This is a genomic window from Paenibacillus cellulositrophicus (genome assembly GCF_009363095.1).
Lineage (GTDB): Bacteria > Bacillota > Bacilli > Paenibacillales > Paenibacillaceae > Paenibacillus_AQ > Paenibacillus_AQ favisporus.
The window spans coordinates 838,083-851,604 of sequence record NZ_CP045295.1 but is presented as its reverse complement, the minus strand read 5'-3'; the positions used below and the strand labels follow the sequence as shown (position 1 = coordinate 851,604).

Sequence of the window (13,522 nt, the reverse complement as noted above, 5' to 3'; positions counted from 1 at the left end):
TCCTTAAAGACGGATGTAGGACTCCAGAAACATCTGAAGCTCCGCCGCTCCGTCCGGACGAATGCTGAATTTCTCGGTGTTGTAGGAACCCAAATGGATGCGCAGCAGACCGGCTACCCTGAGGATCATCAAATGGTGCTTAAGCAGCTCCTGGGTCTGGTTCAGATCCCGCATCATATCGTCAAGGGAACGCGGCTTCTCCGCCGCATACCGCAGAAGGCGCAGCCGCTGCGGATCAGCCAGCGCATGCGTCATGCGCAGCAGGCAGGTCGGCGGCTCATCCTCCTGTTCTTCAGGGACGTCGACAGGATACTGGATCAGCATCATTTTCCGGTAAAAGCAGTAAACGTTGATCGGGCGGTTGTGCACGGTCGGGAATAACACGATGGTTTCCAGCCCGGGAACGTCTTCAACCACGAGCCCGCCGGAAGCGTACTCCACCAGGCTATGGGGCTCCATCTTGGTCAGCAGCATGCACTTCTCCTCCGCATCCTCTTCGATCAGCGGGATAATGGCGGGTTCCTCATGCTTGAAATAATGCTCATACCATAACTCGAGCAGCGGTGTATATGAATCACGAATTCGTTCAGCTTCCTTTACGGTTAAAGAAGGCAGGTAAGGGGAGGCGGCTTCGTACAGCACCTCTGCCGGCGTTTCATGCAGACAATCCAAAAAGGCGCGGACGGTATCGCCGTTTGCGCGGTGAATCGCCCAGGCATACAGCACGTCGTAATCGTCGAATGGCCAAGCTGCGGCCGGGCCTAGGGCGGACGTCACTTCAGGTGGAAGCTTGCCGCTCACTTCACCGATCCATTCGGGCCCGATGTCGAGGTTGCGAATCCATTTCTTCGAAATGTACACCATAAAGCTGCTGAGCAGCTCGTAAATCGGTGAAACGTCAACCTTTACTTCATAGTTCATGAAACCAATAACCTCCTATGAAATCTGTGCGCTCATTCCATTATGGCTTGTTGATAGCAGGGTTGTCCACTATAATGTTCAGGGAGTTTGAACGGATTTGCACTCAAGGAGGATATTTTCATTGTCAACACAGAACGACAGCAATCGCGGATTATCTATTCATTACCTCATTCTGATCACCGTGATCGTTGCGGCAGGTCTCAGTCAAGGGCTGCTGCTGCCGGTCCTGTCCATATTTTTGGAGCAAATGGGCGTATCGTCTTCCGTCAACGGATTAAACGCAGCCGCCCTGTACGTCGGATCGTTCGCCATGACGCTTGTCGCCGAGCGGACGCTGGGTGCGCTTGGCTTTAAGAAGCTGGTGAGCGCCGGCCTCGTGCTCGTGCTCGTCTCCGTCATATTGTTTCCGCTTGTGCCGAGCGTGAAAGTGTGGTTTGTCTTAAGGCTGCTCGTCGGCATCGGAGACAGTGCCGTTCATTATGCTGCCCAATTATGGGTGCTGATGGTCACGCCGGCCGAATACCGGGGCCGAAACCTTTCGCTGTACGGCATGTCGTATGGCCTGGGCTTCAGCTTCGGGCCGCTGGGTATCCAGCTCCTGAAGTATGGAAATGCAGTGCCCTTCATCGTGCTGGCGCTGCTGATGCTGCTCGTGCTTGTGCTGGTCTGGGCGAAGCTGCCCGATTTCCGCCCGGAGCGGACGGAAGGGGAGGCGCAGCCTCCGCGGCGCTTCCGCCGAAGCTATGCACTCGCCTGGTACGCCCTTCTACCCGCATTGCTTTACGGGTACATGGAAGCCGGGATTAACAGCAACTTTCCGGTCTACGGGCTAAGAACAGGGATTGGCGAGTCCCAGATCGCGTTCCTGCTTCCGTTCATCGGCATCGGCGGATTGATTCTGCAGCTGCCGCTCGGCATGCTGAGCGACCGCTTCGGCCGCAAAAACGTGCTTATCGCCTGCGGCCTCATCGGCGGCGCAGCTTTTATGGCCGTGCCGCTGGCAGGAACAGCAACAGGCTGGCTCGTTCTGCTCCTGTGCTTGGCGGGAGGCATGGTCGGCTCGTTTTTTTCGCTGGGCCTGGCCTACGCGGCGGATATTCTCCCGAAGGCGCTGCTTCCCGCAGCGAATGTCGTCGCATCCTTTCATTTTAATATAGGCAGCATCGCCGGGCCGAACATCGGGGGGACCCTGATGCAGTATGGGTGGAACGGAGGCGTGTTCGTCGTGATGGGCCTCGCCTTCGCCTTATTCGGCGCCGTCGGCACCGCCTTTCGGACTTCGGGTGGACGCAGTCAGGAGCCGCTATAGAATAGTTTTTCCCAAAAGGTTCAATAATGTGCGAAAACTCTATATAATCGATATAATAGAAACGTATTGTTCAAACCCAAGAAGAGATAGAGATCACAGGACAAGAGGAGAAATGTCATGATACGAATTCAGCATTTAACCAAGTCAGTCGGTGTGGACAGAATTCCGATACTCAAAGGGGTATCCCTCGATATCCAGAAGGGCGAGCTTATCGCCGTTGTCGGTGCCAGTGGAAGCGGCAAGAGCATGCTGCTGCGGTGCCTGGCGCTGAAGGAAAAATGGGACGGAGGGACGTTTGTCATCGACGGCCAGGATGTGCTGAAGGAACCTCTCGGCGGAAAACGAAAAATTAGACGCGAATGGGCATACTTAGAGCAGAATCCCCAGCTCTATCCGAACCGGACCGGACTGAAGAACGTGCTGATCGGCCAAGCCAGTCAGACGCCGCTTTGGCGCATGGTGACGGGGATGGTCAGCTCGGACGATTATATGGGCGCGATGGACGTCATCGAGCAGATGGGTCTCTTGGATAAAGCCCGTATGAAGGCGGGCACGCTGAGCGGCGGTGAAAAGCAGCGCATCGCCATCGCAAGAGCTTTGGTTCATGGGGCCAAGGTTATTCTCGCCGATGAGCCGGTGGTCGGGCTGGACCCGAAATCGGCGGAAAGCGTAATGGAAACGCTGAAAAATCTGTGCGAGGAGGAGCGCGTCACCGTTATTTCCGTGCTTCCGATTGAGCTCGCCGAGAAATTTGCCACCCGAATCGTCGGGCTGTCTGGCGGGGAGGTTGCATTCGACATCCGCGGCCGCCGTCTGACGATGAGGGAAAAGAATATGATTTAGACTTTGCGCCCGCTTGCGGGCTTGGTATAGAAAAGAGTGATGCAATGCATTTGTTGAAGACAAACTGGATACGTGCTGCAGCTGCGGTCCTGCTGACGTTTGTGCTGGGCGGCTGCACGTTTATCAGCGACCCGGTCAGCTTGATGAAGACGCCGATGCTGTCTGCGGATAAAGAGACGCTGAGCTCGATCATCCACGCGCAGCTTCCTGATGGAGCGGATCTCATCCGCTCGAGGGAAGAAACCGACACCAACCTGATCCATTTCGTCGATCTGGACGGAGACAAGGTCAACGAAGCGGTCGTATTCTACGAAACACCGGATCAGCAGGTGGTCATCCACTGCATGATTTTCAAGCTGGTCAACGGAACGTGGACGAAGGTAACATCTTTCGACGGAGAGGGCAGGGTACTGGAATCTCTTCAGTTCAAGGACCTGAACAATGACGGCAAACCGGATATTATCGCCGGATATTCCAGAAGGGACGAAAACCCTGTGAACCGTTTGTACGTCTATACGTACACGGAGGGCAGCATCAAGAAAGACCTGATGCAGGATTACACCAATTTCGTCATTATGGACCTGAACGGGGACAAAAAGAACGACCTGACGATTATTAGCCTGAAGCAGAATGATCAGGCGTTTGTGGCAACATACCAGTATGAAGAAGGCAGCTATGTCGAAATTGACAAGTTGGATATGGATCCATACGTTTCGAATTATTACAATATTGTCGCAGGTAATGTCTATAAGGATCCAGAAGGTAGATCCAAGGAAGGCATTGTGATCGACACCTCGATCGGCGGAGGAGACGCCTCTTATTCCAACATCATCGTGATGGAGGACGGGAAGCTGAAGTCCGTGTTCGGAGGCAATCAGGACACCACATTCAAGGATCTGCCGGTCAAGAGCGGCGACGTGAACAATGACGGGATCATCGAAATCGGATCCGTAGAGCCGCCGATCGGCTGGAACTATTTCAAGCCGGATGAAATTCCGAACTTCTTCGTATATTCGCAGTGGGACGGCAAACAAGGACTAAAATTCGTCGCCGAGCAATATCGTGATTTACAGAACGGCTTCGAGCTGGGCTTCTTCCCGCCGGAGTGGCATAACAAGGTGACGGTGGACACCAAGTCCATAAAGAACCAGTATTTGCGATTTGTGATGGTCGATACCGGCAAAACGGTGGCCGAGATCAAATTTTTCACCCTGGCCGAGTGGGATAAACAGCATGATGAATGGAAGTACCTGTACCGGACGAACGACAAGGTGATCGGCTACAAGAAATACGGGGACTTTGATATCGATAACAGCCGAAAGCAGCTGAAGAACGAGGTACCCCCGATTGAAAGGAAGGAAAAGATCAGTGAGTAAAGTTTTAATTTTGGAAGACGAGGATTCCATCCGCAGTTTTATTGTAATCAACTTGAAACGCAACGGCTTCGATGTGCTGGAGGCGGCAAACGGGAACGAGGCGCTCGATAAACTGACGTCTAATCCCGATATCGATATCGCACTGCTGGACGTTATGGTTCCGGGGATCGACGGTTTTGAGGTATGCCGCCGTATCCGGGAAACGAATGAACGGATCGGTATTATCTTTTTGACAGCGAAAGTGCAGGAGCAGGACAAGGTGTACGCTCTGTCCGTCGGCGCGGACGACCATGTGAGCAAGCCGTTCAGTCCGACCGAATTAATCGCTCGGATTCAATCGCTGCTGCGCCGGGTGAACGTTCACCGCGAAACGACGGCGAAGGTCAGCTTTCACTCCGGTCCGTTCAGCCTGGACCTGATCTCCAAGCAGTTCAAGAAGAACGGGCATGCGATCGAACTGACGCCGACGGAATTTTCGCTGATCCAATTTTTCCTCGAAAAAGAAAATACGCCTCTCAGCAGGGACGTACTGCTCGATCATGTATGGGGCAAAGAATATATGGGTGATCCTAAGATCGTGGACGTGAATATCCGCCGTCTCCGCCAAAAAATCGAGGAGAATCCGTCGGACCCCGAATTTTTACAGACCGTATGGGGCCACGGTTATAAATGGAAGGGTCAGGGACAATGATCAAGAAAGGCATACGCAGGCAGATTGTCCTGCACTACTTTATCGTAGTGTTCTCGGCGCTTCTGCTGGCGGAAGTCATTTTTTTATTAGCCATAAGAACGTATTACTATGACAGCATTTATAGTCATATTAAAAACCATATCGACAATGTGGAGGATTATTATTACCAGCGGATCAACCCGGGACTTGACGGGAACCGCGACCTGGCTTCCATGCTGACCTACTACGATCTGAACTCTGCCAACGTGCAAATTCTGGATACCCAGGGTAACGTGCTGATCAACTCTTCCGAGTTTCAGCCCGATATGTCTGTGAAGACGGCCGATATTTCCCAGGCGCTGTCCGGCAACGTCGGCCGTTGGGTCGGGCGTCAGGCCAGCACCGGCGAGAATGTCATGGCCGTGTCGAAGCTGGAGCAGAGCAGCGGGCAGGATGGCTATATCGTCCGTTATGTCACCTCGCTGGAAACGGTCAACGATAAATTGTTTAATCTAACCATGCTGGCCACGGGCGTAGGAGCGGCTGTACTTGCCATCGTGCTCGTATTCAGTATGGGCCTTGCCAACTCAATCGTGCAGCCGCTGAACACGATTACGGCCGTCTCCGCCGAGATGGCCCGCGGCAAGTTCAACCAGCGGATCAAGGGCGACTACAAGTACGAGCTTGGCGAGCTGGCATCCACGCTGAACTATATGGCCCAGGAGATCGTCCGGAGCAATCAGGTCAAGGACGATTTCATTTCGTCGATTTCGCACGAGCTGCGGACGCCGCTGACGAGCATTAAAGGGTGGAGCGAAACGATCAATTCGGGAGGCTATGACCCCGAAGAGACCCGGATCGGCATGGAGATCATTACGAAGGAGACCGAGCGCCTGATCGGCCTCGTTGAGGAAATCCTCGACTTCTCCAAGCTGCAGCAGAATGAGATGAAGATTGCGATTGGCCGGGTCGACATCAAAGAGCTGCTCCAGGAAATCATGCTGAACCTGTGGACGAAGGCGGAGAGCAGGCAAATCGAGCTCCGGCTGAAGTCCGAGGACAGACCGCTCGTGGCCGGGGACGCGAACCGCTTGAAGCAGGTGTTCCTGAATCTGGTGGACAATGCGATCAAATTTTCGCATGAGCATTCGGCAATCGATCTGGTCGTGTACTATGAAGGCGACAATGTCGTAACCGAAGTAAGGGATACGGGTATTGGGATCAGCGAGGATCACTTGGTCAAAGTGCGCGACCGGTTCTTTCAGGTGGATCCGCTCAACGGCGGCACTGGTCTTGGGCTTGCCATCTCCCAGCAGCTGGTTGAGCTTCATAAAGGAATTTTGCTCATTCAGAGCACGTTGGGGGAGGGGACGACGATCGTCGTGTCCCTGCCTCGGCTGCCGGAGAATACCGCTCAAACGGACGGTGCACCCGAGCTGCCTCCCGCAGACGAGAAGCTTTCATGAAGTTCATACACATCAAAGAGCGAACTCCCGGAAAAAAGGAGTTCGCTCTTTGTATATTCACACATATTGTATTAAGAGGATAAGCCTTCGGCACGCAGGCGTCCGGTTTTCTCGTATACATCCTGCAGGAGTCGGGAAGGCTGGGTACGAATGCTTGGTTTCGGCATAACGGTTTCGTAAGGGCCGACTACCGTTACCTGACCCGGCGTTCCTTTGATGACCGCGCCGTCTTTAATGATCGCTCCTTCGCCAATAATGGCATGCTCGATCTGCACGTTGCGTCCGATCCGGACGTTCGGCATCACGACGCTGTCCTTAATCTCGGACATTTTTCCGACTTCGACACCACAGAACATCACGGATTGATGTGCTATGCCGTCCAACGTGCACGTTTCCGAGATCAGGCAGTTGGTCGCCATCACGCTGCGGTTCCGTGTCGATCCGAGCTTCGTACGCCATGGACGGGTGTACATTGGCCATTCACTGTTATGCAGCTTCCAGTCCATATCGTCGGACAAGAGGTCCATGTGTGCTTCCCAAAGGCTGGCAACAGTGCCGACATCTCTCCAATACCCGTCAAAGCGATAGGCGAACAGTTCATCTTGATCCGCCAGCATCTTCGGAATAATATCCTTGCCGAAGTCATGGCTTGAGGCATCATTCGCGGCGTCCTCCATCAAATGTCTGCGGAGGTACTCCCATTCAAACAAATAGATGCCCATGGATGCCAGGTTACTTTCGGGTTCGGCCGGTTTCTCGGCAAAGTCCGAGATGCGCAGCGATTCGTCCACGCTCATGACCCCGAAACGGCTGGCTTCCTCCCAAGGCACCTCCATGACAGAGATGGTGGCTTTGGCGCCGTTCTTTTGATGAAATTGAAGCATTTGATTATAATCCATGTGGTAAATATGGTCACCGGACAAAACCAGTACATGCTCCGGCTGGTGACGGTCAATATATTCGATATTTTTATAAATGGCATCAGCAGTTCCCAAGTATTCCGAGGATCCAGTGTTGTAAGAAGGCAGCAGGGTGATTCCGTCCTCTCCATTTTTTTGGAGGCCCCATGGTTCGCCTTCCCCGATATGCAGATGAAGCGATTCTGCCTCGTACTGCGTCAGCACACCGATGGTGTCAATGCCTGAGTTTACGCAGTTACTGAGAGGAAAATCGATAATACGGTAACGACCGCCGAACGGAACAGCGGGCTTTGCCAGTTTCGATGTCAGAGGTGATAATCTGCGCCCTTCACCTCCGGCAAGCAACATGGCGATGCATTCTTTTCTCTTCATGTCGTTTCCTCCCATTCAAAATTGTCAATGTAGTACATAAATAAACGACTATCGCCCATCTGAAACGATTATATTGAAATATCACTGAAAAATTACAATTTTATTTTTCAGCGGTCATTTTTATTTTCATTTTGGCTACAATGGGGTAATGGTTTACATGCACTATATTCCTAAAGCAGGTGATCATTTGGAGAACATGAATAAGGCGCCGGGTCAGCCGCTGTCTGCGGAAGACATCTATTTGTTTCATGAAGGGACCTCCTATCACAGTCACAGGATGTTGGGCGCTCATCCTGCTGTGGAAGAAGGCGAGGAAGGCGTCCGGTTCACCGTCTGGGCGCCCCATGCCCAGGCTGTAGGCTTGGCGGCAGACTGGAACAACTGGAACGGAGAAAAGGATTCGTTATATAAGATACCCGATTCAGGTTTTTGGACTCGCTTTTTCCCCGGAATCCGTTCAGGTACTTTTTACAAATATGACATGACCGGACCTGGCGGAGAACGGTTCCTGAAGGCCGATCCTTATGCATTTCAGTCGGAGCTTCGCCCGGCCACCGCATCGGTGGTCACGGATCTTGGCGGATATGTATGGAATGACGGCCCCTGGCGTAGAAAGAGAAAAGCACCTTACCGCAAGCCGCTGAATATATATGAGATCCATTTCGGCACGTGGCGGCAGAAAGAGGACGGGACTTTTTATACATACCGGGAAATGGCTGATCTTCTTATTCCTTATTTGAAGGAAATGCACTATACCCATGTCGAGTTTATGCCGCTTGCAGAGCATCCATACGATTTATCTTGGGGATATCAGGGAACCGGCTATTTCGCCGTGACGAGCCGCTATGGGACGCCGCATGACTTTATGTATTTGGTGGACGCCCTGCACCAGGCCGATATCGGCGTCATCCTGGACTGGGTGCCATCCCATTTCGCTAAGGACGCCCACGGACTCCGCCGGTTTGACGGGACGCCGCTGTTTGAATACAGCGATGCGTATAAGGCTGAAAAACCCGGCTGGGGTACGCTCAGCTTCGACTTCGGCAAACCGGAGGTCCGCTCGTTTCTGATTTCCAACGCGTTGTTCTGGCTGGATGTGTTCCACATTGACGGGCTCCGGGTTGACGCGGTCACCAGCATGCTGCGGCTTGATTTCGAGAAGCAGGAAGGACAGTTCCAGCGCAACGAGAACGGTGGCCTCGAGAACACCGAGGCGATCGCTTTCCTGCAGCAGCTGAACACCGTGGTGTTCAGCTATTTCCCAAATACGCTGATGATGGCCGAAGAATCCAGCGCTTGGCCCGGGGTTACCGCACCCGTACACGAAGGCGGGCTTGGCTTTAATTACAAATGGAACATGGGCTGGATGAACGACACGCTGGATTATGTGGAAACGCCGTTTGAACAGCGGCCCGGGCGGCATCATCTGCTGACATTCCCGATTGCTTATGCTTATTCTGAGAATTATGCGTTGCCTTTATCCCATGATGAAGTTGTTCACGGCAAAAAATCGCTGCTCAGCAAAATGCCTGGGGATTACGGGCAGAAGTTCGCCGGGCTTCGGCTGCTGCTTGGGTACCAGATGACCCATCCAGGGAAAAAGCTGTTGTTCATGGGCGGGGAGTTTGGCCAGTTTATCGAATGGAAAGACCAGGAGCAGCTCGACTGGCTGCTGCTGGATTATGAGAGCCACCGCAGTTTGCAGCGGTATACCGCGGAATTAAACCGGCTGTATCTGAACGAACCGGCGCTGTGGGAGCGGGATCATGAGCTTGAAGGATACCAATGGATCACGCCGCATGACAACACGCAAAGCGTCATTTCGTACCTCAGAAAAGGGAAGAAAGCTGGTGACACCCTTGTCGTCATTATTAATTTTCAACCGGTGCGGCGCGAGCATTACCGGATCGGGATTGCCAAGGCCGGCACGTACGTGCCCGTGTTCTTCAGCGAGGATTCCCAATATGGCGGAAGCGGCGAGTTTAGCGCCGAACCCGTGCAGACGGAGAAGATCCCTTGGCATGAACAAACGTGCAGTCTGGAATTAACGCTGCCGCCGCTCAGTATGCTGATATATAAAAGGGAGCAGCCCCGTACGAAAAAGGCGGTCCCGGGTAATGAGAGTAAACCAAGCAAGCGGAGTGCTGCGGCAAAGCCCGGCAAATCCGGTGAAACCACTCGGGTGTCGGCGTCCAAAGCCAAGGAAGGGTTAGAAATGCCTACTGCAGAGACAAAGAAAAGATCGGGCAGAGGCACCGGAAGGAAACCGGTGACGGAAGACGGTCCGCGGATCAATGAATAGGAGGCAGGAGAGATGAAAGTCATATTTGCAGCAGCGGAATCGACACCGTTTATTAAAACAGGGGGACTTGCCGATGTCATCGGCGCCCTGCCCAAAGCGCTCAAACGAAGCGGCGCGGATGTGCAGGTCATTATGCCCAAACATAAAGGGATACCACAGCAATTTAGGGATGAAATGCAGCATCTCACGGAAATAAAAGTGCCGGTCGGCTGGAGAAATCAATACTGCGGCATCGAAAAGCTCGTGTACGACGGCATTCCGGTATATTTTCTCGATAACGAATACTATTTCGGACGGGACAGCGTGTACGGATACATGGACGACGGCGAACGCTTCGCCTTTTTTAACCGGGCCGTGCTTGAAGTGCTTCCGCTGATCGGTTCCGAGCCGGACGTGCTCCACTGCCATGACTGGCATACGGCGCTTATTCCGGTGTTGCTGCAGGCACACTACCGCCATAACGAGTACTACCAGCACATCCGTACCGTGTTTACGATACATAATTTGCTGTACCAGGGAATTTATCCTTACGAGGTACTTGGCGAACTGCTGGAGCTGGGACACCAATATTTTACACCAGAAGGCCTTGAGTTTTACGGAAACGTCAACTTTATGAAAGGCGGGATCGTCTACGCCGATCACGTGACGACGGTGAGTCCGACCTACGCCAGGGAGATTCAGACGGCCCACTACGGATACGGGTTGGAAGGGCTGTTGTATTCGCTCGGTGACCGGCTTAGCGGGATCGTAAACGGAGTGGATACGAAGAGCTACAATCCCGCTAACGATGCGAGCCTCTACGTAAAATACCGGTCGAACCTGGCAAAAAAGAGGGAAAACAAAGCGGGACTCCAGCAGGAGCTTGGTCTGCCGGTTAACCCGGACGTGCCGCTCATCGCAATGGTGACCCGGCTGGTGGAGTCCAAGGGACTGGATCTCGTGACGCGGGTGCTGGACGAAATGCTGGATCACGACGACTTCCAGTTCGTCTTGCTCGGCACGGGCGACTCCGCCTACGAGCATTGGTTCCGCGAAGCGGCAGGGCGGCATCCGGACAACATGTCGGCGCAGATTACGTTCAGCGACGCCTTGTCACGCAAAATATATGCAGGCAGCGACATGTTCCTCATGCCGTCGAAGTTCGAGCCATGCGGCATCAGCCAGCTGCTGGCGCTGCGGTACGGCAGCATCCCGATCGTTCGCGAGACCGGGGGGCTGAACGACACCGTGCAGTCTTACAACGAGTTTACGGGCGAGGGTAACGGTTTCAGCTTCACGGCGTTCAACGCCCACGACATGATGCATACGATCCACCGTGCGGCTTCGTTTTATCAACAGCCGGAGCATTGGAGCAAAATCGTGAAGAACGCCTTTGCCGGGGATTACAGCTGGAGCATGTCCGCCAAGGAATATATGGACATTTATGATCGCGTCACCGTTTGAGCAAACGGAGCTGGTCCAGGCCGGCTCCGTGGTAATATCCACAGCGGCTAAGAATCCATTTGGAAAAAGCCTTCCGGAACTCCGGAAGGCTTTTCGTTATGAAGAAACCGATTTATTTGGTGAGATTTCGGTACAAAATCCGGTACCCGTAAGGGTCCAGACTGACGTTCATCGTTCCGTTCTGGGTAGGCACCTTGTCGCCCGATAAGGCGTCCTTCCAGTCGTTCGTAACCATCGGGTGGGACAGCACTTGCGGATTGTCGGTGTTGTTCATCCAGATCGTGAAATGAACCCGGCTGTCCATGCGCTCGTAAATAATGTTGGGATTGCCCGGTTCCGCCTTCAAAAAGCGGAAGCGGCCTTCGCGAAGCGCTTTGTTTTTTTTGCGCAGACCGATGAGCAGCTTGTAGAAATCGTACAGCTCGCGGTCCTGCTTCTTCGGATCCCACTCCATGCATTTACGGCAGTCCGGATCGCCGCCTCCGGTGAGGCCCACCTCGTCGCCGTAGAAGATGCATGGCGTCCCCATGAACGTGAACAGGAAGACGACCGCCAGCTTCATCCGGCGCTTGTCGTTGCCGACTCGCGTCAAGAGCCGCGGCGTATCATGGCTGCACAGCATGTTGAACACCACTTCGTTCGTCTGCTGCGGATAGCGCATTAGGATGGTGCCCATTTTGTTGGCGAACGTCAATCCGTCCATGCCTCCGTTGAAAAACTCCAGCACCTTGTCGGCAAAAGGGTAGTTCATGACAGAGTCGAACTGGTCGCCCACCAGCCAGGCCAGGGAATCGCTCCACACTTCTCCGACGATATATGCGTCCGGATTGGCGTTTTTGACGACCATGCGGAAGTCCCGCCAAAAATGGTGGTCGACCTCGTTCGCCACGTCCAGCCTCCAGCCGTCCAGCTTGATTTCCTTGATCCAGTACTCGGCAACGTCCAGCAAATACTGCTTCACCTCGGGATTGGCCGTGTTGAACTTCGGCATATTGCCGAAGAAGCCGAACGTGTCATACGTGGCGATCCCGTTCTCAACCCGAGCCGGAAACTGGTTGATATGAAACCAATCGGCGTATTTGGACTTTTCCCCATGCTTGAGGACGTCCTGGAACGGTGGAAACTGTTCGCTGCAGTGGTTGAACACGGCATCGAGCATGACCCGGATCCCTTTGCTGTGACAGGCTTCCACGACCTGCTTGAGCAGCTCGTTATCCCCAAAATGCGGATCAACCTGCTTATAATCGACGATGTCGTATTTATGGTTCGACGGCGACGTGAACAAAGGTGTGAAATATATCGCATTAATGCCCAGATCGAGTAGGTCGTCCAGATGATCCAGGACGCCCTGCAGGTCGCCGCCGAAGAAATTGTCCGTTGTCGGCTGTCCTCCCCAAGGCTGTGTCCCTTTCGGATCATTGCTTGGATCCCCGTTCGCAAAACGTTCGGGCATAATTTGGTAAAAAATAGCATCTTTTGCCCAATCCGGCACCTTAAACACGTCGATCTCATGTATGTAAGAAAATTCGTAATAGCCGCCCGTCGGCGCCGGACAATTTCGGTACAGCCCGTTGTCGAGCATGTAAATCGTTTCCTTGCCGGAAGTGATCCGGAACGCATAGCTAAGACGCTTGTATTTAGGCAGCACGGCAGCTTCCCAATAATCGAACATATCGTCGGTCGCGGCTTTTTCCATCGTAATTTCAAAATAGGTCGAATCCCAGTCGTATTTGTCTCCGGTCATCGCAACCACCGTATCCACGTCGTTTCGTTTGGTGCGGACACGCAGATGTATCGTCTTCGGATCGTATGCATAGGCCCATTTGTCCCGGGGGACATGGTATAAAGCTTCCAGCAGCATGACTACACCTCCACTAAATATCTAGCTATTTAATACCTC

At 53.4% G+C, this 13,522-nt stretch carries 10 protein-coding genes; 7 read left to right on the top strand and 3 right to left on the bottom strand.

Annotated features, from left to right (window positions below):
- Positions 1 to 3: 3 nt before the first annotated feature.
- Positions 4 to 921 (bottom strand): ArsR/SmtB family transcription factor, encoded by a 918-nt coding sequence (locus GCU45_RS03750; protein WP_145132321.1) that lies wholly within the window; start codon positions 919 to 921, stop codon positions 4 to 6.
- Positions 922 to 1,042: 121 nt separating this feature from the next.
- Between GCU45_RS03750 and GCU45_RS03745 the strand changes: the two genes are divergently transcribed.
- The 5 genes from GCU45_RS03745 (at position 1,043) to GCU45_RS03725 (ending at position 6,585) form a co-directional block, all read left to right on the top strand.
- The gene (locus tag GCU45_RS03745; protein WP_208837100.1) at positions 1,043 to 2,230 is read left to right on the top strand and encodes an MFS transporter; all 1,188 of its coding nucleotides are present in this window, start codon (positions 1,043 to 1,045) and stop codon (positions 2,228 to 2,230) included.
- Positions 2,231 to 2,347: 117 nt separating this feature from the next.
- Entirely contained in the window at positions 2,348 to 3,073 is a 726-nt protein-coding gene (locus GCU45_RS03740) for a phosphonate ABC transporter ATP-binding protein (RefSeq protein WP_152398118.1), read from the top strand.
- 44 nt (positions 3,074 to 3,117) lie between these two features.
- On the top strand, positions 3,118 to 4,449 hold the full coding sequence (locus tag GCU45_RS03735) for an FG-GAP repeat domain-containing protein (RefSeq protein ID WP_152398117.1): 1,332 nt from the start codon (positions 3,118 to 3,120) through the stop codon (positions 4,447 to 4,449).
- Positions 4,442 to 5,140, top strand: coding sequence for a response regulator transcription factor (locus tag GCU45_RS03730; RefSeq protein ID WP_076171376.1), 699 nt, complete (start codon positions 4,442 to 4,444; stop codon positions 5,138 to 5,140). Before GCU45_RS03735 ends, GCU45_RS03730 begins: the two co-directional genes overlap by 8 nt.
- On the top strand, positions 5,137 to 6,585 hold the full coding sequence (locus tag GCU45_RS03725) for a sensor histidine kinase (protein ID WP_152398116.1): 1,449 nt from the start codon (positions 5,137 to 5,139) through the stop codon (positions 6,583 to 6,585). The genes GCU45_RS03730 and GCU45_RS03725 overlap by 4 nt, the downstream gene beginning before the upstream one ends.
- A 71-nt stretch (positions 6,586 to 6,656) precedes the next feature.
- On the opposite strand, the gene GCU45_RS03720 is transcribed toward GCU45_RS03725, so the two are convergent.
- Positions 6,657 to 7,877 carry a glucose-1-phosphate adenylyltransferase gene (locus GCU45_RS03720; RefSeq protein ID WP_152398115.1) on the bottom strand — a complete coding sequence of 407 codons (1,221 nt, stop codon included), beginning with the start codon at positions 7,875 to 7,877 and terminating at the stop codon, positions 6,657 to 6,659.
- A 196-nt stretch (positions 7,878 to 8,073) separates the two neighbouring features.
- On the opposite strand from GCU45_RS03720, the gene glgB reads away from it, so the two are divergent.
- Both glgB and glgA read left to right on the top strand, forming a co-directional pair.
- Entirely contained in the window at positions 8,074 to 10,179 is a 2,106-nt protein-coding gene (glgB, locus tag GCU45_RS03715; protein WP_152402769.1) for a 1,4-alpha-glucan branching protein GlgB, read from the top strand.
- Between the two features lie 12 nt (positions 10,180 to 10,191).
- On the top strand, positions 10,192 to 11,622 hold the full coding sequence (gene glgA, locus GCU45_RS03710) for a glycogen synthase GlgA (RefSeq protein ID WP_152398114.1): 1,431 nt from the start codon (positions 10,192 to 10,194) through the stop codon (positions 11,620 to 11,622).
- 112 nt (positions 11,623 to 11,734) lie between these two features.
- Here the strand turns inward: glgA and GCU45_RS03705 are convergent, their stop codons facing one another.
- A complete protein-coding gene (locus tag GCU45_RS03705; RefSeq protein WP_152398113.1) occupies positions 11,735 to 13,483 on the bottom strand; it encodes an alpha-glycosidase in 1,749 nt (582 codons plus the stop codon).
- Positions 13,484 to 13,522 lie beyond the last annotated feature (39 nt).

Bases quoted from the DNA above. Each gene is read 5' to 3' on its own strand.
- GCU45_RS03750 (WP_145132321.1), bottom strand. From the start codon at position 921: ATGAACTATGAAGTAAAGGTTGACGTTTCACCGATTTACGAGCTGCTC.
- GCU45_RS03740 (WP_152398118.1), top strand. From the start codon at position 2,348: ATGATACGAATTCAGCATTTAACCAAGTCAGTCGGTGTGGACAGAATT.
- GCU45_RS03735 (WP_152398117.1), top strand. From the start codon at position 3,118: ATGCATTTGTTGAAGACAAACTGGATACGTGCTGCAGCTGCGGTCCTG.
- GCU45_RS03725 (WP_152398116.1), top strand. From the start codon at position 5,137: ATGATCAAGAAAGGCATACGCAGGCAGATTGTCCTGCACTACTTTATC.
- GCU45_RS03720 (WP_152398115.1), bottom strand. From the start codon at position 7,877: ATGAAGAGAAAAGAATGCATCGCCATGTTGCTTGCCGGAGGTGAAGGG.
- glgB (WP_152402769.1), top strand. From the start codon at position 8,074: ATGAATAAGGCGCCGGGTCAGCCGCTGTCTGCGGAAGACATCTATTTG.
- glgA (WP_152398114.1), top strand. From the start codon at position 10,192: ATGAAAGTCATATTTGCAGCAGCGGAATCGACACCGTTTATTAAAACA.
- GCU45_RS03705 (WP_152398113.1), bottom strand. From the start codon at position 13,483: ATGCTGCTGGAAGCTTTATACCATGTCCCCCGGGACAAATGGGCCTAT.